Source organism: Roseicyclus marinus, assembly GCF_030163795.1.
In the GTDB taxonomy this organism is placed as follows: Bacteria; Pseudomonadota; Alphaproteobacteria; order Rhodobacterales; family Rhodobacteraceae; genus Roseicyclus; species Roseicyclus marinus.
Map to the genome: position 1 here is coordinate 31,462 of NZ_JASJOF010000012.1, position 21,907 is coordinate 53,368.

At 59.2% G+C, this 21,907-nt stretch carries 14 protein-coding genes and 1 pseudogene; 9 read left to right on the forward strand and 6 right to left on the reverse strand.

What is annotated here, in order from left to right; translation table 11 throughout:
- Positions 1–909: 909 nt before the first annotated feature.
- The 8 genes from QQK63_RS15595 (at position 910) to QQK63_RS15630 (ending at position 17,395) form a co-directional block, all read left to right on the forward strand.
- The gene (locus tag QQK63_RS15595; RefSeq protein WP_284283241.1) at positions 910–2,871 is read left to right on the forward strand and encodes an AAA family ATPase; all 1,962 of its coding nucleotides are present in this window, start codon (positions 910–912) and stop codon (positions 2,869–2,871) included.
- Between the two features lie 48 nt (positions 2,872–2,919).
- Positions 2,920–3,903, forward strand: a complete 984-nt coding sequence (locus QQK63_RS15600; protein ID WP_277822348.1) for a helix-turn-helix transcriptional regulator — start codon at positions 2,920–2,922, stop codon at positions 3,901–3,903.
- Positions 3,904–3,939: 36 nt separating this feature from the next.
- A complete protein-coding gene (locus QQK63_RS15605) occupies positions 3,940–5,508 on the forward strand; it encodes an ADP-ribosylglycohydrolase family protein (RefSeq protein WP_277822350.1) in 1,569 nt (522 codons plus the stop codon).
- Positions 5,509–5,634: 126 nt separating this feature from the next.
- Positions 5,635–8,181 carry a PD-(D/E)XK nuclease family protein gene (locus QQK63_RS15610; RefSeq protein ID WP_277822352.1) on the forward strand — a complete coding sequence of 849 codons (2,547 nt, stop codon included), beginning with the start codon at positions 5,635–5,637 and terminating at the stop codon, positions 8,179–8,181.
- 2 nt (positions 8,182–8,183) lie between these two features.
- Positions 8,184–11,375 carry a UvrD-helicase domain-containing protein gene (locus QQK63_RS15615; RefSeq protein WP_277822354.1) on the forward strand — a complete coding sequence of 1,064 codons (3,192 nt, stop codon included), beginning with the start codon at positions 8,184–8,186 and terminating at the stop codon, positions 11,373–11,375.
- A 14-nt stretch (positions 11,376–11,389) separates the two neighbouring features.
- Positions 11,390–12,703 carry a hypothetical protein gene (locus tag QQK63_RS15620; RefSeq protein WP_277822356.1) on the forward strand — a complete coding sequence of 438 codons (1,314 nt, stop codon included), beginning with the start codon at positions 11,390–11,392 and terminating at the stop codon, positions 12,701–12,703.
- Positions 12,703–14,763, forward strand: a complete 2,061-nt coding sequence (locus tag QQK63_RS15625) for a phospholipase D-like domain-containing protein (protein ID WP_277822358.1) — start codon at positions 12,703–12,705, stop codon at positions 14,761–14,763. The genes QQK63_RS15620 and QQK63_RS15625 overlap by 1 nt, the downstream gene beginning before the upstream one ends.
- The gene (locus QQK63_RS15630; RefSeq protein WP_277822360.1) at positions 14,729–17,395 is read left to right on the forward strand and encodes a DEAD/DEAH box helicase; all 2,667 of its coding nucleotides are present in this window, start codon (positions 14,729–14,731) and stop codon (positions 17,393–17,395) included. The genes QQK63_RS15625 and QQK63_RS15630 overlap by 35 nt, the downstream gene beginning before the upstream one ends.
- Before the next feature lie 664 nt (positions 17,396–18,059).
- Here the strand turns inward: QQK63_RS15630 and QQK63_RS15635 are convergent.
- From QQK63_RS15635 to tnpA, 5 genes and pseudogenes are all read right to left on the reverse strand, one after another.
- Positions 18,060–18,209, reverse strand: a pseudogene (locus tag QQK63_RS15635) (IS21 family transposase); the annotation flags it as partial.
- A gap of 29 nt (positions 18,210–18,238) precedes the next feature.
- Entirely contained in the window at positions 18,239–18,541 is a 303-nt protein-coding gene (locus QQK63_RS15640; RefSeq protein ID WP_284283242.1) for a hypothetical protein, read from the reverse strand.
- Positions 18,538–20,165 (reverse strand): IS66 family transposase gene (gene tnpC / locus QQK63_RS15645; protein WP_277822364.1). Its coding sequence is split into 2 segments (ribosomal slippage): positions 18,538–20,076 and positions 20,079–20,165, totalling 1,626 coding nucleotides; the frame shifts between segments, so codons are not numbered across the junction. The genes QQK63_RS15640 and tnpC overlap by 4 nt, the downstream gene beginning before the upstream one ends.
- 60 nt (positions 20,166–20,225) lie before the next feature.
- Positions 20,226–20,576: an IS66 family insertion sequence element accessory protein TnpB gene (tnpB, locus tag QQK63_RS15650; RefSeq protein WP_089852394.1), complete on the reverse strand. Its 351-nt coding sequence runs from the start codon at positions 20,574–20,576 to the stop codon at positions 20,226–20,228.
- Entirely contained in the window at positions 20,573–20,968 is a 396-nt protein-coding gene (gene tnpA / locus QQK63_RS15655; protein WP_277822366.1) for an IS66-like element accessory protein TnpA, read from the reverse strand. Before tnpA ends, tnpB begins: the two co-directional genes overlap by 4 nt.
- Before the next feature lie 255 nt (positions 20,969–21,223).
- Between tnpA and QQK63_RS15660 the strand changes: the two genes are divergently transcribed.
- A complete protein-coding gene (locus QQK63_RS15660) occupies positions 21,224–21,538 on the forward strand; it encodes a hypothetical protein (protein WP_277822368.1) in 315 nt (104 codons plus the stop codon).
- Here the strand turns inward: QQK63_RS15660 and QQK63_RS15665 are convergent.
- A complete protein-coding gene (locus tag QQK63_RS15665) occupies positions 21,523–21,897 on the reverse strand; it encodes a hypothetical protein (RefSeq protein WP_277822370.1) in 375 nt (124 codons plus the stop codon). The genes QQK63_RS15660 and QQK63_RS15665 overlap by 16 nt on opposite strands.
- Positions 21,898–21,907 lie beyond the last annotated feature (10 nt).

Genomic DNA, 21,907 nt, shown 5'->3' on the forward strand with positions numbered 1-21,907 from the left:
CAGAAGCGCCGCCCATTGTGCTTGACATGCGGGAGCACCAATATTGCACCTTTAAATTTGCCCCAAAGGGACGATCTTTCTGAAACGCTAGAGTATACGACAAGAGTCAAACACCCTGGCTGCAGTGGTGTCCTAGTGGCATATTTTCCGAGAAACCAACGTTTTTCGCCGATGGAATTTGCGACTCTCGTTCATGTTTCGGGAAGGATCGTCTCGCGGCATCGTTATAGGTGAGCCGATGTCGCGAGCGTCTGCGGTGACGAGAAAGGCCCAGATCGTCTGGACGATCTCGCTGCTCGTTGTGGTCGGATTTCTGTGGGCGATATACGCGCCGTCATGCCTCGGCCGCTCATTTGCCTATCCAGCTGTATTTGGTGCTGGCATTATGGGAAATATGATAGGCAGGCTATACCAAAATGATGATCCTCTCCCCAATACAGGTATATTTTCATTTCTTGTTTTCAATTGGTTGTATGGCTGGCTTTTTGTTATTTACGCAGTGCCTGCTGTTGGTTTGGGATGGTTTATCGGTGTATTAGTATGCTTCAATCTGCTTCCCGAGTTTGGCGATTACCGATGCATTATTTGCATGGAAACATCGAGGCAGTAAAACTTAGAAGTAGTTCACGAGAAATATATGATTGCGATCCCCCTGGCCTGCCTCCTGAAAAGTGGTCCTCCTCAAAATAGTTTCCTGGATGATCGTGCTGACAACGCAGCTCTAGGTCTTGGCCATCGGGTTAGAAACAAGCCGCCATTTTTCACCATGGCGCTCATACAAAAACAACACAGTGCGCTCTCTTCTCAGGGTACGTCCATATCTGACGTATCGTTGTGACACCTCCGTAGTAATGACGGAGACGAGCAATGCCGCACGAACAGTATATCGCCCTAGAAATGATAGCTCGATTGGCCAACCGTTTCGGTCCTGCCAGCCGCATAGCAAAGGAACTGCCCGGATGGCTGGAGTACCTGACAGAAGTCGAGTGTCCCGAACGGCCCCGTAGCCGACCAAGCTCGCAATGGTGGAACAAAATCAGGACTATGGCGCACGACTTGGTGCCGACCGCGGGGGGTGGCGAGGGCGAGGTGGTTCAGCGCAATGCAACCCTTCTTGGCGAGCACTTCGGGCTAACAGCGACCGAAACATCGATGCTCATCTTCGTCGCTTTCTACAAGTTGTTCGACGGATTCGAGCATGTCGTCGATGGCGCGCTGGACACCAAAGAAGTCACCGTGCCGCTGCTTTTGTCATGGTTCTGCGCAGAGCCCGAGCCTGAAATCCGCTCAGCCATGCGGGCGTCCGGCCGACTGACAAACTCGGGATTGGTGCAGCGCAACAGCGGCGGGCGTCACCGCCGGATGCCGTTCGATCTCTCTGATCGCTTGACCCTGGCGCTACTTGCCGAAGTCGATTGCATTACCGACCTGATAGCCCTGATGTTCCCGCGTGCAGCTAAGCCGCAGGCTCAATGGCAAGATTTCGAAGGTCTAGGCCAGGACGCGGACCTGATGCGTGACCTGCTATCAAGCGCGCTGGCCAAACGCCAACCCGGCGTACACATTCTTCTCTACGGCCCTCCTGGGACAGGGAAGACCGAATTCGCCAAGGTGCTCGCGCGTGAGGTCGGTGCCGAACTGCGCGCGATCGGCGAAACGGACAATGAGGGAGGCGAGCCGTCACGCCGGGAGCGTTTAGCTGAACTCGCCATGGCATCTCGTATGCTGGGGCAAAGATCGGATACCGTACTGCTGTTTGACGAGATGGAAGACCTGATTGGTGGGCAGGGCTTCCGCTTTAGCCATGACATGCCGTCGAAGGTTCATTTCAACCGAATTCTTGAAACCAATCCGATCCCGGTGATTTGGACCACGAATTCGGTTCACTCCTTTGACCCTGCCTTCCTGCGGCGGATCAGCTACTCGGTGCTGATGCGCCCGCCATCGGGCCGCGTGCGCACGCGTATCTGGCAACGCCTCGAAGAGCGGCATGGTGTCGGGATACCGGACGCCGCCCTGCCGGATATGGCGGAACGGCATGATCAGGCCCCGGCGCTTGTTTCGGACGCGATGGCGGTGGCAAGGCTTTGTGATGGTGGGCCTGCTGTTGTCTCGCAGATACTTGATGCCGCCGCCCGTCTGGCAAAGGGCGGAGCCGATAGCGCGCCGCGCCATTATTCAGAAGTGCCTTGGCAGGAGGACCTGGCCTGCGCCGATGTTGATCTAGCCCGGATCGAAGGGCAGCTAGCTCGGGCGGGCACACCGCGCCGGGTCAGCTTCTGTCTTGAGGGACCGGCGGGGACCGGCAAAAGCGCATGGGCACGGCATCTGGCCCGGGTCATCGGCATGCCGGTCATCGAAAAGCGCGCCTCGGACCTCATTTCGAAATGGGTTGGCGAAAGCGAGCAGAACATCGCGCGGGCCTTTTCTGACGCACGCGCCGAGGGTGCCATGCTCATTTTCGACGAGGCTGACAGTCTACTGGCTGATCGTCGTGGAGCTGAACGCAGCTGGGAGGTGAGCCAGGTCAATGAGATGCTGACCTGGATGGAAAGCCACCCGTTGCCCTTCGTCTGCACTACCAACTTCGTCGAAAAGCTCGACCCTGCCACACAGCGCCGGTTTACCTTCCGCATACGGTTCGATTTTCTCTTAGCCGATCAACTTCCGCTGGCTTGGTCTGCGCATTTTTCATGTTCGCCGCCGAAAGACTTGTCTACGCTTGATCGACTTGCTCCGGGAGATTTCGCGAACGTAGCCCGCAGAATGCAGGCACTGGGTGTTGCCGACCCAGAGGAGATCCTGCGCGCTCTTATCCTTGAGGATGAGGCAAAGACAGGAACAACGCGACCGATTGGCTTTAGGCGTTGACGCAAAGTGCGCCGTCAGAATGATTGTACTGTATTGCTAGGAAGAGTCATGCGCTACGCTCGCCAAGAAGATTTGCAACGACTCGCTCTGATAATGCAGGGGTCAGCGGAGGGGATTTCGCTTTCCGACATAGAGCGAGAATTCAGCGTATCCCGTCGCACGGCAGAACGCATGCGTGATGCCGTACGTAACGCCTACCCTCAAATTGAGGAAATCTCTGGCGATAGCGGTCGAAAATACTGGCGCTTCCCGCCGGGATCATTGGGTCGCATGGCCGAACCCACGCTTGATGAACTGACCGCCGGCCACCGCGCTGTCGCTATTGCGCGGCGCGAGGGAGATGAACTAACAGCGGAAATATTGGAGCGCCTTTTAGTAAAGGTGCAGGCAATGTTCCGCGAGGATCGCCGCCGTTTGATTGCTGCTGACCTTGAAGCACAGCTATTGGCTGACGGAGTTGCCTTTCGACCTGGACCTCGTGAAAAAATCTCCTCTGAGATTTTATCTACAATTCGCGAAGCGATCCTTGCAGGGGTCATGATCTCTGCTGATCATCGCGCCCGTACTTCGGCAAAGCTTTCACGCAACACCCGGCTCGGCCCAATTGCCATGTTATTTGGTCAAGGGCGCCAATACCTTTTGGCTTGGAGCGAATATCAGGACGATCTTCGACTGTTTGCGCTTGCTGGTTTTGAACGGGTTTCGTTGGAGCCCGAAATCTATGAGCGCCCCAAAGGATTCGATCTGCAGGAATGGCTATCAGAGAGCTTTGGTGTGTGGCGGGAAGAACCGCTTGATGTCGTCTGGCGGTTTCTGCCGGACGTTGCCGATGAAGCTGCGGGATATCTGTTTCATCCCAAACAGCAGACCGAGCGGAAGGATGACGGGTCACTGATTGTCCGTTTCCGCGCAGGAGGACGGCAGGAAATGGAATGGTATCTAGTGAGATGGGGAGATCAGGTTGAGGCGCAATTCTTGGAGATTTCGGTTAACACTTCGTCCGATACGACCGAAAGTGACGTGTTCAGGTAGTAGTCTCAAGTCGAATCAACAAGGAAAGAACACCGCTTGCTTCGTAACAGCACGTCTCACCCCCTTCGCATCGACAGCTTGCCCGTTGGCAACGGTCATCTCGGCCTGACCCTATGTCCTGGCAAGAAAGGCGACAGTGTCTTCGGCGCGGGATGGGACCGCGATCTGGACATTGATCTCGATGTAATCACGGCGTGGGGCGCGCAAGCCGTTGTAACCCTAGTCGAGGACTCGGAGTTAGAGCTGCTTTCCGTCACAGGTCTCGGCGATGCGGCCAAGGCACGAGGTATGGACTGGCACCACTTCCCGATCCCCGACCTGGATGTACCAACGCCAAAGGCCAAGGCGCGCTGGCGCCAATTGGCGCCCCGCCTTCACAGCATTCTGGAAACAGGCGGCCGTGTGCTGGTCCATTGCCGAGGGGGACTGGGGCGTGCGGGAACCGTTGCCGCGCTTCTGCTGGTTGATCGCGGGCATCCAGCAGGTGAGGCCATGGCCCTCGTCCGTGCCGCGCGGTCAGGAGCCATTGAAACGCTGGTACAGGAACGCTTTGTTCGCGACTACGCCCGACATGACGGGTTATCGCTTATCCGACTGCATGCCAGCCTTCTGGGTGGGGCGATCGGAGACAGTTTGGGTGCCGATATCGAATTCCTTTCTCTAACCGAAATTCGCCAACGTTTTCCGAACGGAATTTCGGAGTTGCCAAAACATATGGGGCTGTACGGCGCCATTACCGATGACACCCAAATGACCCTGTTTACGGTCGAGGGGATCATCCGCGCGCAGGTCCGCGGCATTCTCAAGGGTAGCTGCCACCCGCCGTCTGTGATCCATCACGCACTGCTGCGTTGGTTCAAAACCCAAGGTTGCGAACCGCAGGTTCAAACAGATGATGTGGGGCTGATGAATGACCCGCGCCTGCGGGTCTGCCGCGCGCCTGGCAATACCTGCCTGTCATCCCTGGCCGCGAGCGCGCAGTTTGGGGACCATGCGCGAAACAACAGCAAAGGATGTGGCACCATTATGCGAGTGGCCCCGATCGGCTTGATGTTCCCCCGAGAACAGGTTCGTGCGATGGCCGTCGAGACATCTGCTTTGACGCATGGCCACCTGACCGGTCAGCTTGCAGCTGCAGCCTGGGCAGAAATGCTTGCCGCCGTCATGGCAGGTGCCGACCTTGAGGAGAGTGCGACCCGAACTGCAGAGATATATGCGCGACTAACCGGGGGCGAAGAGACTGCTCGGGCAATTCAAGCTGCGCTCCACGCGCCGCGGGACGGTTCGGGAGAAACCGTTGAATCTCTGGGTGGTGGATGGATCGCTGAGGAGGCGCTGTCCATCGCGCTCTATGCCTGCCTCGCCGGAGAAACCTTCGAAGAGGCCCTGCTGATTGCCGCCACCCATGGTGGAGACAGCGACTCAACGGCGGCGATTGCCGGCAACATGCTGGGGCTGCTTGATCCTGCGGCCGTGCTTCAACACCGCTGGGCCGAGATTGTTGAAGGCGCAGACATCATCTCGCAACTGGTGCGGGATTACAGGGACCTCACATCTGAAAGCGGTGCGGCCGAGGATCTCTTCGAGGTCTATCCGGGTGGTTAGACATATGGGGGAATATTCGAAATGCTTCGATTGAGAGTTCGAAAGAGAATGACCTTGGCCACACAAGCCATTGATTTAAAATAATATCCCAATACACTATCAATTTGCACGGTGAGCCCGAAATCCATGTTTTACCCTTTTCTCGTCGCCGACCCCCGCTCCGGCCTGCAGTATCGTCTGACTAATACCGGTCTTGCAGAGCTATCCCTTGCCCCCAAAGCCCAAGAATGGGCGCCGGGGCGGGTGATGGCGGAAGACCCTCACCCGGTCTGGCGCGAGAGCCTGGCCAATGCACCGGTCGAGACAATGTCGGCCGTCAGCGGGGCGTTGGAAGGTCTGGTGCTGGCCACTGCCGATCTGCGCGTTCCATCAGCGGGCGCGATGGGCGACAGCCGTGCAGGGCGACATCTGGATGCTATGATCGCACTTTGGCGCAAGTTGGGTGACGCATTGCCCGAGGGGCTGGCCGCGGTCCGCCATGTTCTGGACCTGCCGCATGGGCGGTTTCTTGACCCATTGCCGGTTGTTGAAGGGTCCCTTGACCCGCATGCACCAGCCGCGATGAAGGCGCTTTATGGAAGACTTAAGGATGAATTCGGGGCTGTGGCGGCGCCCGCCAAGGCGCGCGCGGCGCGTGAAGGATTGCGGCTGCACGCTTTGCAGGGCGGAGTAGCCGAGGCCGCAATCGAGGCCGCGCCAAAGGATGACAGCCTCGCCTTTTATGGTTTGCGCGATGTGGCTGCCTGCGCTGACTTTGCGGCGGCCCGTGCGCGTGCCCTGATCGAAAGTGGCATCCCGGCACGGGAGATTGCTGTGCTGGCCTCTGGTGACCCACGCCAGATCGCCCGTGCCTTTGCCGAGCAGGGCGTGCCGATTTCAGGGCTTCCCGGCAGCCTGCCAGAGCGCGACCTCGTTGGTGAAACAGCACTTCAACTTGCGTTAGCTAAGCGCACACCCACACCTGCGATGGTCCTTGCAAGTCTCGCATTGTCACCGCTGATGCCTTGGTCAGCCCAAACCGGGCGCGACCTTGCCGAAAGCATTATGAATGGTGACTTTCGCGGTGATATCCTGTCGCCCAGCCCTGCGCACAAAGACCTCTGGACGGATATTCGCTCATCCGCCAGCAGCCTTGCGCAACTGCGTTTCCTGATCGACCGTATCTGTGAGCGCATTGCGCAAGGGAACGAGGTTCGAGCCCGTCTGTCGATCCCGCCCGGCGAGGGTAGCCCAGACTGGGAAGCTATCCTGCGCGGTATCCAGATTGCATCCCCGTCAAGTGCCGATCCAGAGCGCAACCTTGAAGGTGTAAGCCTCTGGTCCGCGCACGAAACTCCGTGGCGGCAATGCCGACATCTGATCATCACGGATTTCACCGACGGTCAGTATCCGACCCGACCTCGCGCCAACCCGCTGTTTCTGGACAGCGAAATCACTGCAATTCGAACCACCACCGGTTTGCAGCTTCGCGGGAGGGCAGAGGGTTTGGCTGAAAGCCTCTTCCTCTTTGACCAGCAGCTTCAGGCGGTTGCGGAGTCTGTGACATTTCTAGTCCCGTGGCGCGATCTGTCGGGCGTGCGGCAGCAACCTTCAGCTGGGCTATCACTGGTCGCACGCGCAATATCGGATGTAGAAGAAGCTCATGATCTGATCCTCGACCTGTCGCGCCTGCCGCCCGGCGACTGGCCTGTGGCACATCACCGTCTGCCACCGTTGCCGGAATCGGACGAACTCCCCGAGGCGCTCTCGTTCCCAGGCCTCGACCTGTTGGCGCTCCGTCGCAAAGATGACGGAACAAGCAAACCTCAGTCACCCTCACGGCTGGAAACACTTCTGGTCAGCCCGCTGGCATGGCTTCTGGACGAGGTTGGCGCGGGCGACATGTCTTGGTCCGCTGAGGAACTCGATGTGATGGCCAAAGGCAACATTGCCCATGACGTGTTTGAACATGTGTTCCTCAAGGACCGACCCCTGCCAGAACCTACGGCACTGACAGCTGCAGTTGCCGAGGCCTATGATCGAGCGTTGACCCGCCATGCTGGGTTTCTGCGAAGCGCATCATGGGAAATGGAGCGCGGCGGGCTCGAGCGTGAGATCCTGCAGGCGGCGCTGCGCTGGCGCGAACATCTGCTGGCGCTTGGCGCAAAAATCATCGGCAACGAGATCTGGCTGGCGGGTGAGGCGCATGGCATCAACCTGCACGGTAAGGCCGATGCGATCCTTGAGTTGCCAGACGGTACGCTTCTTGTCGTCGATCACAAAAAAAGCGGCACATCGGCCCGGCGTAGGCGAATGGAGGCAGGGTGGGATCTGCAAGCAGGGCTATACCGAGACATGCTCGCCCGTCCTATCCGGCGCGACGGCGACGGGATGGACCCGCTGATTGGCCGACAGGTCGGTATTGCCTATCACCTTATGAATGATGGTGGGCTCTTAACCTCCGGGCATGTGCCTGCAGAAGGATCTCCCGCCCACGACATAGGCGACGCCGTCAACGATGCGGCTGTTGCGATGCTTGCTGAACGGCTGGCGCAGCTAGGGGCCGGCCGGGTGGTGCTGAATACCTCAGCAGATGAAGGCTTTTTCAAGAAAGAAGCAGGATTCACGCCCTATGCGCTGACCGATGGCTCGACCCTGGTTACCGCGTTCATCCGCCAGATCGAGGAGGTATGACCATGGACGGAGCAGATTTAGACCGAGGGTTGGTCATCGTTCCCGCCGGCGCGGGCGCGGGAAAAACCCATCGTATCAAGACCCAGCTTTCTGACTGGGTGAAACGCAAGATCGTACGACCCGAACGCATCCTTGCGGTGACCTTTACCGAAGCCGCTGCGGGCGAATTGCGCGAACGTATCCGGGCGGGTCTCCTGGCGGACGGGCTGGTCACCGAGGCCATGGCCGTGGAGCGCGCATATGTCTCTACCATCCATGGTTTGGGCCTGCGTTTATTGACGGAACATGCGCTAGCAGCAGGTGCATCGCTGCAACCGCGTCACCTTGGCGATGCCGAGCGCGAGCTGCTGATCCGGCAGGCGCTGGCCCATGCTAAGTCGCTTGATCCGATCAAGGCCGAACCCGAGCGGTTCGGATATCAGCCCAACTGGCAAAAAGGCGAAACGGTCGAAGATTCACTACGGGGCCGGGTTCTGTCGATGATCGACCTGTTACGGGGGCTCGGTGACAAAGGCCGTGATCCCGGGCTGATCGCACCCGCATTAAAGCGGCTCGATGAAATCTACGGCAAGGTGATCGCAGACCCCACAGCCGCCCGTGATGCGTTGGCGAAGGCGGTTGCTACCATGCTCACTGCCTTTCCGGACGGTGGCATGGACGGCGTCACAGCGAAGGGCCCCCGCGAGACGCTGGAAAACAATCTGGCCCTGTTTCGCCGTGTCGAACGTGATCCGGCGATGCTGGATCGGGACTGGAGCGTTTGGCAGTCCCTGCGCACTCTCTTTATCTCGAACCGGAATTCAAAAACACCTGATGGCTATGACGATCTTGCTCTTGCGATCATGCAGGCTGCCGAGGTGCTGCCGTCACATCCCGGCCCCTTGGCCGATGCCAAACTACACTTTCATTGCCTGATCGCCTGTGCGCAGGAAGTGATGGAAGCTTATGAGACACGCAAAAAGGCGCTTGGGCTGATTGACTATGCCGACATGATTGCAGGCGCCGAGCGGCTTTTGCGGACCGATCCGGCAGTGCGACAGGCCGTGCTGGATGAAATCGACTGCGTCATCATCGACGAATTCCAGGACACCAACCCGGTGCAATTCGCGCTGCTCTGGCAGCTTGGTGCCCACGCGCCGCGCACCCTGCTGGTGGGGGATGTCAAACAGTCGATCATGGGTTTTCAGGGCGCTGATCCGCGCCTGTCTCAGGCGCTGGCGGCGGCCAACCCCGATGCGACGCAGCCCCTTGACCGCAACTGGCGGTCTACACCGGCGGTGATGGACTTCGTCAATGCTATGGGCGGCGGGCTGTTTGGCGCAGGCTACAACCAGTTAGCCCCGACGCGTGATCCGGTGCCTGGTCCGGCGCTCGAGGTCTTGAACATCGTCAAGGGTCGCGGGGTAAGAAAGTATTCGAAGCCGCAAGAGCATGTTGCAGAGCGCATCGCCCAGATCTTGCAGGTGGGGGAAACGATCACCGACCGGCACAGCAAGGCCCCAAGGGGCGTGCGCCCCTCTGACATCGCTCTTCTGGTCTGCCGGCACGCGACCGCAGCCCGCTATGCCGAGGAATTGCGCGCTCGCGGCGTACCTGTCCGCATTGCCGAGGATGGCTGGGCGACAAGCCCGGTTTTTCAGGCGGCTCGCGCGGCGCTCAGCTATGCCGCGAACCCAGCCGATACGAATGCCGCGCTGGTCCTGCGCACCCTCGGCCCCGATCCGCTCAGCCTACAAGCCGCCATGCAAGCGAAGATCCAAGGGCGGTTGGAGGATGATCCGATCCTCCTGCGCCTGGCGGCGCTGTCGAACCGCCTTGCTCGCTTGCCAATTTCCGATGCAGTGGACCTGGTGATCAATGCTTCTGGGCTGCGTATCTGGGCTAACCGTCAGCGCGACCCAGCACAGGCGCGTGCGGACCTTCTGCGGCTTGAAGCCGAAGCGAGCGACTTCGAATCCGCGCACCGTGATCTCAAGGCGGCAGCCGGTTTCCATGGCGAAAGCGCCAAGGTGTTTCTTGGCTGGCTGGATGCCCGCGCCAGCGAGCGCGATTTCGACCGCCGTCCCGACCCCGCCGCCAACGGCGCCGAGGCGGTCGAGATCGTCACATGGCACGCCAGCAAGGGGCGTGAATGGCCGATAACTGTGGTCGCGGAATTCGACCACGGGATCGAAGACTGGCCGGGCAGCACCGCGACCCGGTTCACCGCGCTTGACGAGATCGACGATATGGACGTGGTGCTGGCCTCAGCCGCACTGATCCACACGCCGGGATTTGCCGCCCCGGAGGCCGAGCGACGGTTCATTGAGGATCGGCGTGCGGATTTCGAGGCAAATGCGAAGAACCTTCTTTACGTCGCCCTGACCCGGGCACGCGACCGATTAGTTCTGGAGTGGCCAAGCTTCCTGAACGAGCGTGACGAGGAAGCTCCGGAAGCCAAATGCCTATTCCATGTGTTCATGGATGCCTGTGCGCCACAGATCGGTGGTGAAACACTGCGCATCGGTGGGATCGAGTGTCCGGCCATCATCAGGCAATTGCCCGAACACGCGAGCTTCACCGCGTATTCAGAGACCGAGATCACGGATACACCACGGCTCGGCCGCGATACCCCCTTGCCTGCTGTGGACTTGACCCCCTGGAGGTTGCAGCCATCGCAAGCCACCACGGCCCTGCCTGCACCAGAAAGCCAGGTTATCAGCTTGGGTAAGCCATGGCCGAACACAGTTAGTGACGCGGCCCGTGGGACAGCCATCCACCTTGCCTTGCGGACTTGCCTGACGCGGTCTGATCTAACTGAAGCCCTGCCCAAGGCAACCGGATTGGATGACGCAATCCTAGCGCTGGTCGCAGAACGGGCGGCGGCGCTGAAAGCCTGGCTTGCGGCTCATGGCTACACTGATCTACTTTGTGAAATCCCTCTTCTCGGACGTACCAAAGAGGGTGCGGAAATTCCCGGCATGATCGACCTGTTAGCAGTTGGGCCGAAGGGATGCCTGTTGATCGACCACAAGACCGGCGGTGCGGGTGAGGGCTTCGGCCTCTACTGGCCGCAGCTTTCTGCCTATGCCGGTCTGGCGGCACAACTGTTCCCGCAGCGCCCGCTGCAAGGTTTAGCTCTGTTCTGGATAGACCATGGGCGGCTGGACCTGGCGCAGCTACCTGCCGCCGAACAGAAAGTTATCATTAAATGACAATACAATGGGGCATGCTGGCGCCTGAAAGCGTCAAGCAGTCGCGCAGAAGACTGACGCTGGGGCTTGGCAAGGCAGTCATGCTCTACAACGAAGCTGCGGTTCCCGGACTTGGCGGGATGTGGTTTATACGCCAAGCGGCGCTCGCGCTTCTCGGCATTAGAATCGCGGAAGAGACCGCACATGCAGGAAGCAAGATAGAAGTCGCCAACGCCATAGAGGCTCTCGCCTGCTGGATCGGCTATCAGGAGAGAGACTGGAGCCGTGGAGATTGGAGACTGCGGGGGTCACGCAAGCTCAAGGCATTGCAAGATGGAGGGTCTGATCGGACCTTTCGTCGGCTGAAGTCACAGTCGGCCTATGTAACCCAACCCATGCGCATGGGCTGTGTCCAAGCGCTCCCCGCGCTTGGACTTGTTGATGCGAGCGGGTCCAGATTCAACAGCTTTTCTGTCAACGTTCGCGGACAGCAGCTTATTGATGCCGTTTTCGGCGAAAGCGGCCGAGGGAAGCGGTACCTTCCCGATTATCTTCGCGACTGGGTGCTCAATGAACCGGTGAACTTTACAGCCTCTCTTCGCCAAAAACTCAATCCAACAGCCGATGCGGGAGATGATGCCCGCAAGGTAATGCGTGAGGCGCTGGCGTTCCCCGGAGCAGGCGCCGAGCGTCGTCATGACGCTCTAATCTGGACGGGGAGAATCGATGGAGGCGACGGTTTTGGCACGATCCCAGACACCGACTGGGGAAATCAACCCGCCGAGATCGACGACAACCACTGGAAGGATCTGCAAGCAGGAGCAGCCCTCCTTCAAACCCGCGACGCTGCTATCGGTGTGTTGGCAAATATCGAACAGGAACTTATCGCCCATTCACGTCTTGACCTGACGCGAGCGCTTCCTGAAGGGGTGTCGGCCTCGTTGGAAGCGTGGCGCAAGGAAGCGCAGCAGTTTCTGGAACTTGATGGTCACGGGCCGGATGATGCGGCTGCAGCGGCACGCGATTTTTGCACCGAAGCACTTCAATCCGACGTTCATGCGATCAGGATGCTCGTGAAACGGGAGAACCACATGTTGCGGGTGACCGGCAGCGTTGTCGTTCCGACTGCTGCGTGGCGGACAGATGCTGCTCTTCGCGTGGACGACGCTACGCACGACGGGTCCGATCTCGAAACCGACTCCGATGGCAGAGAGGACGCTGCGCCCATGCGCGCCGAGCGTGATGTCCTGCCACCTTCGATCTCTCCGCGCATAACTTACCTGCGACGCCTGTCACTAGACCTTGACGGACGGCTCGGAACGTTCATCGAAGCCCAGGGTCAGAACTGATGGCCGTTCCACATCTGCCCCTTTCTCTTGTGGAGCATGCTGCACCCCCGACTGACATGACCGGCCATGCAGGATGGATTTGCGGGTTTTCTGCCGACGCAGATTTCATGGAGGCGTTCGTCGAGCGTTTCACTGGCCAGGGTCGATCGGCACGCGCTGAACTTGGCCGCACGTTCATTGGGCTCTGCCTTGACCGTTCGCAGGCACAGATCCCTCCTGGCGAAGTGCCAGGCGTCCTGCATCTGCCCGCCCGTAACAATGCCCCGCCCTATCGCCTTATGCATGCGAAGGTTGCGCTTTTGGCATTTCGCAGCCCGACCGATGAAAGCAAATGGGCTCTGCGCTTGCTTGTTACCACGGGCAACTGGACCCGGCAGACCACCGAAGATAGCATCGACCTCATCTGGCGGCTCGATCTGGCGGCGGAAGATATTCTTGCGCGGGAACCGGACGACGCGCTCGAGCAACTGCGGACTGACATGGCCGCGGCGCGCGATTTCTGGCGTTGGTTGCGGCTCCAATACCAGTGCCGGCTTTTAGAAGGGGACGCCGAGGCCGGAAAGGCACAGAAAACTCAAAGTGCGGCATTTGCCGAATTGGAGCGCTGGACGAACCAGCTGAAACCCCGACCTAATTCAACGCCACGCTTCATCGATACGAGGCAGCAAGCTCTGATTGCCCAACTTGTGAGTCGCGTAAAAACACATGCTGGATCGCAGCGCCGCAACAACCTCGTTCTTGGGTCAGGATTCTGGGAAGGGGGGCAGACCGCAGGCTTGCCAGTTGTTCCCCAAGCGATCGCCAATGCGCTTATAGATGCCTCTCTCCTTAGCCGATCCGCGAAGATCACACTTGTGGTAGAGAGCGACAAATGCGCAGCACTGGCCGATGAGCAGGTTTTCAAAAGGATGCGCAAAGCGAGTTGGTCGCTCCTGCGTCCGCTGAAGACTGACGGCGACATGAGGCGCCTGCATGCCAAATTCCTTTTTTCAGCAAACCGCCACGCAGATGGCAGGCGCTGCGCCTCCGCCTGGGTCTATCTGGGCTCAGGAAATCTCACGCCTGCCGGTTTTCTCGCTGCCCCGCGCTACGATGGCAATCTAGAAGCCGGGGTCATAATGGCTGCAGACGGTTTAAGCTGGGAACCTGCCGGGACCAAGTCCCGCCTGGTCCCAGTCGGCGACCTTCTACCCGTCGATTGGGACGCTCACATCACCGATCTTTCAATGCTAACTGCAGGAGACGGTCCACCTGAGCGAGACACGCGCTTCATCGCAGCGCCTGTCTCCCATCTTGTCTGGATACCCGGCGAGACGGTCGATTTTCTTGCAGTGCCGCAAGGCGAGGACGCCACAGGGTTAGTGATACTGGGCACGAGCAACGAAGCTCTTACTCAGAACGCTTCTGGACAGTTTCTGTGGAGTGGCGAACAGCCGGTGCATGTAGGCGTGCGTCGCCCAGATCAGAACGACGATGCGTCAACTGTCCTGGTTCCCGTGTTGGACGGCTATGGACGGCTTGCTGCGCGGCCGCTGGAGCCGATTGATCTCGAGCAAGCCATCGAACTACTTGATTGCTTTCCTGCTGTGCCAGATGGCGGGGACACCGAAGACGACGAAGATCTGCCAGCGCTGCCGAACACCAGAAAACCGCCGAGCGCGGCTAGGCGCCTGGCACCGGACGGCCATTATGCTATCCGGCGAACCATGCAGCTGATCGAGGCGATTGCTGAACGCCAGACGATGGTGCCCCAATCGGATTGGATTAGTTGGACACAGCGGCTGCAATGTGTGCTGACGCAATTGGGCAGAATGCCCGAGCGTGGAAATGTTGGTCGACACCATGACAAAGAAGCGACGAGAGGCGCACTGGTCGAGGCACTGCTCCCACTAAAGATCAATCCCCTTTCCTGCCTGCGGGAACCGCCATTCCTGCCGGACTACGTAAAGCGCGGTAGCACTGAGTTCTCGGCCATTCATGAAGCCTTGAGTGCCGCTGAAGCCAACTGGGAGGTGACCAAATTCGATGGGCTGGAACGCAAGGTCTCTGATGGTTGCTAAGTCGGGCAAATTCGCAGGATGGGGATCTGTTGCCGCTAACATCAGCGGATCACAAGAACCACCATTGTTTCCGCAAGGCTATCTCGATGAGGGTCAGCTCGACGCGTTGAAAGCTTTGTCGGCATCCTTGAGAAATCACGGTGCCGTGCTCGCCGATGAGGTGGGAATGGGCAAAACCCGGATCGCCGTTGCTCTCGCCCTTGCGGTAAAGCGTAGCGGTGGCAGGGTTGCATTGGTTGTACCGCCGGTCGTCGCCCCGCAATGGCGCGACGAGATCACGAAGGCAGGCGAAAGTTCTAAAGATATTTTGCGCAGCTTTGACGGCTTGATGCTTGAATATGAAACTGATGGCGCGGAAAGAATGGATGATCCCCTCGTGATCCTTTCGCACCGTTTTGGCGACGTGCGTGCGCAAACGTCCGGAATAAGGTGGCGTGCCGATCTCCTAAAGCTGATCGTTCGAAGGCTAGACAAAAAAATCAGAGGTGGGTGCCAGCTCGCACATTGGCGAATGCCGGGCGTCGAACTAGCGGCAAAAGAAATTTTTAAGCGGGCACAGAAATGCCAACTTACGGAGACTTCTGTTGAGGCGATCGTCCATGAATTCCGAGACATCGATAAACGCTCTGAGCTCGATGATTTTCAGTCTGACCGCTTTAAGAACCATTCGACCGAGCTCAAGTTGCTCGAGCGCACTCTCGGGCTTGCTCTTGGCCCTTTCGACCTTGTCATCATCGATGAAGCTCATAAGTCACGTAGCGAACGGGGAAAGTTATCGGCGCTTCTGGATAGCATCCTTTTCCCGCGTGGCAAAACATGCCGCCGCCTGGGTCTAACGGCGACTCCGGTCGAACTTGACGTGTCGCAGTGGGAGGGCACGCTAAAGCGCGTTTCCATGTCTGACAACAAATGGATGTCCATCAAACCTGCCGTTTTGGAGTTTCGCGAAGCTGCCGAAGCAGTGCGTAGTAGATGGCGTACGGACGAAGTAGCGCATCATCGTTACAAGGTCGCCGCGACGAATTTTCAAGAGAGTCTGGAGGCTTGGGTCGTACGCCGGGACAAGCGGCGTGATGAAACCATCATGCTGTTCGACAAGCATGCGCCCAATGGAATAAACTACCGACGAGAGCAGCCGATCGAAGTTCAGCCCGGGGATTTGTCGCCGGATTGGCGGCGCATCGTCTTTGCCGCCGAGGCACTGTCAGTCATCGGCCAGGCGGAGGCTGATACAAAAGCGGCGCGTGCGCGGCTGACAATCAGCAATGGCCATGGGGTGGCTGGGATCATCGACAAACTGGCCAGTCAGCAGGCGGACAACAGGCACCCCGAAGATCATGAAGCCGATCGCCTGCAAGTGAAAGAAGACTGTATCGAAGATGGTATCGAAGCCAGTGCGGAACTTACCGCGGAACAATATGGCGCACAAAAGCGAAAGCAACGCGCAGATTGGTGGAAGAACACGCTGACTGCGTCATTCACCGATGGCACTGAAAGTCTTTATGAGCATCCGGTCCTTCTGGCAGTTGTTAATGAGATTGAAAACTACACGCTCACCGGAGAAAAAGTGCTGGTATTCGGACGCTTCACGCGCCCCATGCGCGTGTTGACCGATCTTCTCAATGCGCGAGCCTTGTTACGGGCGGTGCGGGACGGAATGCCATGGCCACAGGAAAAGACGTCAGACTACGATCAAGGTGTATTGCGTGCAGCAGCTAAGCAACTCGAAGTCGAATACGATCGCGAGCGCGTCGATGACATCCTAACCGCTTCCTACAAAACCTTTGAAACGGAACGTCAGACGCTGCGCGATCACATACTGGCCCTTATTGAGAGCGGAGCAACCGGCCAGCCAACACTGTTACAGGCCATTGCGAGTGACGAGAATACGTCTGAAATCGTCACACCACTGGCTCGGGCAGCCGAGCCCTTGCTTCGGGAAGAGGCTTCGGGAACCAGAATATCACGCGAAGCGGTAGTCGAAGCGCTCACTCAGGTATTCGATGCCCTCCGCGAGCGCGGCGAAGGAAACGCGCAGGACGAAGAACTAGAGGGCATATCTGAGAAGGCGTTGTGGGCACAGCTTCGGAAGAGACTGATAGAGGAGTACAGTTCCCCTCGAGCCTTATTCGCTCGGATGCTCTACGGTCAGACACTGTCTTCCACGCGACGTCTGGTTCAGCTTGCATTCAATCGCTCAGAGAGCGAACCACATGTGCTTATCGCCCAATCCATGGTTGGACGCGAAGGACTCAATCTTCACGAAAGCTGCCGAGTCGTCATTCTACTCCATCTCGAATGGAACCCGGGAGTGGTAGAACAGCAAATCGGCCGTGTCGACCGTAGGAACAGCTATTGGTCACGTCTCCTGAAGGAGGCAATAGATGCAGGTAGCCAAGATTTGCCGCGAATAGAAATTCGGCCCGTGATCTTTCGGGGTACGTATGACGAGCATCATTGGTCAGTACTGTCACGGCGTTGGGACGAACAACGGTCACAACTTCACGGACTTATTGCCTCTGGAGCAGATCGTGAAAACCTTAGCGAAGAGGAGAGTAAGCTTCTACAGTCGCTCGAAGAAAAAAGCCCCGACTTCTGGCCGAAGCCCCCCGGTGCAGCGTTAATACACTAGGAGAAGCTATTAAACCTTCAACGCGCCATCGAAATCGCTGCGGAAGCCCACCGGGAACAAACCGACAAGTCCGGCGCGCCGTATCTGCGACATCCGCTCCGGGTTATGATGTCATTGTAGACCGACCACGAACGGATCGTTGGGGTCCTGCATGACGTGGTCGAAGACGGCCCCGGCTGAACATTCGAGCGCCTTGAGGAAGAAGGGTTCTCGCCGCCTGTGCCAGAAGCCTTTTGCTTTCTGACCTGCTCCCCTGAAACCTCCTGTCGCGTTGCCCTTAAATTTGAGATGAGGTGGCTGAAGCGTCGACGCGTGGTCCATTGCTGAGCTATCTGGTCGATGGTTGCAAGCAGCCGGGGCTCCTTATCGTAGGCGCGAAGCCGGGCAACTCGTGCGCAGACGTCAATGTCCAAGCTGCCGGACCCGGAAAGACGGAGCTGAACCAAGGGCCTCAAGATCGACGCCTGGCGCGGTTCCTCTGCGCCAACAACTCCGACTTCTTCTCGATCGGCTTGCATCGTCACTGCCAGACCAGCCCTGTGAACCCTGTCTCACCTTTAACGGCAAGGATCTCGGGATTAAAGGCAGCATCTCAATTTTAAGGGCAACGTTATACCATTGAATTTATTGAATGCTTCATCTCAGAATTAAGGGCTACGCGACACCTGCCTTTGGTCTTTGCGCGATATGGCTGGCAGGCCCGCGGCACCGCGCCGTAATGGTGCAGCAACGCAACCAGCGCGGCGTTGTAGGTCATCACGCCGGCGTCGTCTTCGCCGATCACTGCGGTCTTCATCCGGTCATAGAGGATCTCCGTAAGGTTTCGCCGAGGGCCGTCTTGCCTCAGCAGTTCTTCTCGTCGGCCATGATGCTCTCGATGACTTTGGGATCACACTGTTCGTCGCGCAAGAACTCGCGGATGCCGCCTTTCCAGGTCCGTATGTCCGCGAGAAGTTCTTGGAGGCATTCGATGCCACGGTCTGTGAAGGTTTTGATCCCCTCCTCAGTGCCGTCGTCTACCCAGATCATCTCGCCATAATCGATGTTGTCGGAATTGGCGCTGACAATCTCAATGAGTTCGAGGTTCTCGCCGATCCTCCTTGCGACCTCATCGATGGTGTGGACATGGGTGACCCGGGCCATCATGCAGCCTCAGCTGATTGGGGTGCCTGCTTCTGCCAGTTCCACGGGAGCAATTCGTGCAGTCTCGAGACCGGCGTATCAGAGATGCGGGCGATGACGTCGGCGAGCCATGCCTGGGGATCGATGTCGTTGAGCTTTGCGGTGCCGATCAAGGTGTAGATCGCCGCGGCGCGCTGGCCGCCGCGCTCTGATCCCGCGAAGAGCCAGGATTTTCGACCGAGAGCCACGCCGCGCAAGGAGCGTTCGGCTGCGTTGTTCGATAGGCAGACCCTCCCATCCTCGAGGAACCGCGTGAAGCCCGGCCAATGGGTGGATGACAGTAGGTAGTCGATGGCTTTCGCCACCTTGGCGTGCTTCGACAGGAGCGCGCGCTCGCCGCGAAGCCACTGCTCGAGGGCCGCGACCAGCGGGGCGGATTGACGCTGCCGCATCTCCAGCCTTGCCTCCGGGCTCTGCCCGTTAACCATGCGCTCGATCTCGAACAGCGCGTCGATGCGCTTCACCGCCTCGACCGCGATGGGCGAGACATCCTTGGGCGACTTACCCTTGCGGATGTTGGTCTCGACGTCCGCAAGCTCGAAGAACTTGCGCCGTGCGTGCGACCAACACAACGCCGATGCGACCGGCCCGGGTTTCCGGGTTGCATCGTAGAGGTGATTGTACCCGGCATAGGCGTCAGCCTGCAGGATGCCCTGCCAGCCTGCCAGATGTTCCATCGGATGCTCGCCAGCGCGATCGCGGGAGAAGCGGAACACGACCGCGGGTGGAGCGGTCCCGTCAAAGGGACGATCATTACGCACATAGGTCCACAGCCGCGCCGTCTTGGTGCCGCCGCGGGCCAACAGCGGCACCGTGGTGTCGTCCCCATGCAGCCGGGCCGCGGTGAAGACATGCGCCTCGATCAGGGCGTTCAGAGGCTTCAGCAACTCGGCCACCGCGCGGACCTGGTCGGCGAGCGTGGAGAGGCTGAGGTCCACGCCCTCGCGGGCGTAGCGTTCGGCCTGACGGTTGAGGGGCTGGTGCTGGCCGTATTTCTCGAAGACGATCATTGCCAGCAGGCTGGGGCCGGCCCATCCCCGCGGGATCGGATGGAAGGGCGCCGGGGGCTGGGTGATCTTTTCGCAGGCCCGGCACGTGAACTTCTCACGGACCGTCTGGATCACCTTCCACTGGCGCGGGACGACCTCCAGCGTCTCGGTGATGTCCTCGCCCATCTTCACGATGCGATCGGAGCCGCAGCATGAACAGGTGCTGGGGGCCTCGACCATCACGCGCTCGCGCGGCAGGTGCTCGGGGAAGGCCTTCTTGACCGGTTTGCGCCGCTCGAAGGAACCGACCTTGGTCGTCTTCCGCTCGGCCTGCACCCGGTCCTCGGCCGCATCTGCGACCAGCTCCTCGAGCTGCAATTCCAGCTGGTCGAACAACTTCGCGCTGCGCTCTGCGCTGCGCCCATATTTGTCGCGCTTGAGCAGCGCGATCTCGAGCTTGAGGCCGGCAATCATCGCCTCGGAGGTCGAGACCACCGCGCGCGCGCGCGCGCGAGATCGGCTTCAGCCGCCGCCGCGCGCTGCTCCGACGCCTCGAGCGCGGCGCGCAATTCTTCGAGTTCGGAGCGGCCCTCTGACATGGCGACTGCCTACCACGATCACCCGCCAAGAACCAGTAAAACAAGGGCTATCCAGTGGATTTATCCAACCTTCGCAGGACGTTGCGTCCAGCGCGGATTGCGCCAGTCGATCCCCTCGAGAAGATAGCCGAGTTGCGCCGCAGAGACCTGAACAGCCTCCCCCGAGGCGCCTGCGGGCCAAATGAACTTTCCCGCCTCAAGCCGCTTGGCATAGAGCGACATGCCCACACCATCATGCCAAAGAAGTTTCACGAGATCGCCCCGGCGCCCGCGGAAGCAGAAGATCTCGCCGGCATGCGGGTCCCGGCCGAGACCCTCCTGTACCTTCAGCGCCAGGCTGTTCATCCCGCAGCGCATGTCCGTCACGCCGCCCGCAATCCACACGCGCACCCCCGCCGGGAACGCAATCATTTGCCCTCCAGGATCGGCAGCAGCCGGGCCAATGCGTCCGGCTCCACCGACGAGGGGACAAGCAGGCGCCTTCCGTTCTTCAGAACAATCTCCAGCTGGACGGCAGGATCCTCTCGCCGCGGCGGCTGTGCATCAACGTCCGCGGCCATCTTCACCGGCACGAACGCAGCGCCGCTTGCCATCGAAAGCTCCCCGTTCCGATATTGTCGCCGCCAGACCGTCAGCAGCCCGCGCGAAATGCCGTGCTGACGGGCGGTCGCAGAAACCTGGCGATGTCCCCGGTAGCTTTCCTCGACCAGCCGGATCTTGTCCGCATCGCTCCATTGCCGACGCCGCGGCACGTCCTCGGCCGACAGGATCTCGATGTGCGGTGTGAACGTAAGGTCGACCATAAGGTCGGACTTACCATCACCCAACGCGCACCGTCAGACGGCCCCCGCCGGAGCGTTACGATGCGGAGTGTGTCAGGCTTCGATGTCCCGCTGGTTGTCGGACCGATCGGTGACGTCGAGATGCTCCTGTTCTGGTCTCTTGGCGGTACACTAGGGTTCATCATTTTTCCGTCGCATGCCACGCACACCCTCGTGTTGGGGCCAGCGACTCGTGACCAAACCTGAACAAATCGAAACAGACGTCATGAGGACCCTATGCCGCCCAAAGGCCATCGTCGCGATCCAGAATTCGCCGACATCGTCGACATTCGCGACCCCGAGGGTAAGCCCCTCACAATCGAACCTTGGCTCCTCGTGAAAGCGGCCGTGCTGCTGGCGGAGCGGACACGCGAAGACGGTCGTTCAAGTCATGAAAGCAAGGTCTGGCGCGTGAACGGTATCTGGGCTCTGCTTGAAAGCCTCGGCAAGCACGACAAGAGGTTCGAAGAACTCGTCACACTTGGCAGGGGCATCGAGACAAAGCGCGATATGCAACGAAGAGCGGGATCATCAGATCAATCCGCGAGCTGATCCACCACCTCGATGCTGATGAAGACCCGCGATCCGCGGATCTCGACCGTCCCACTACCACTGATCGAGCACAACTCGTCGTAACTCGACATGAATGTGATGCCGGAGCACTCCGCCTCTACTCGTTCACGGGTATCCCGACCAGCATCCATAGTCACGCCGAAGGGCTCACGGTCCTCATTGTAGAACAAGAAGTTCTGGTCAGATGTGTCGTACAGAATGCGACCCGAGAAGGTGACCTCCGTGCGGTCCATCGAGTTCAGGTACTCGGTCAAGGCAACGGCGTCGCTTTGAGCCTGACTTGGCGAAGCCATAAAACCGACCATAAATGTTGCCGAGACGATAGATCTGATTTTCATAACACCTACC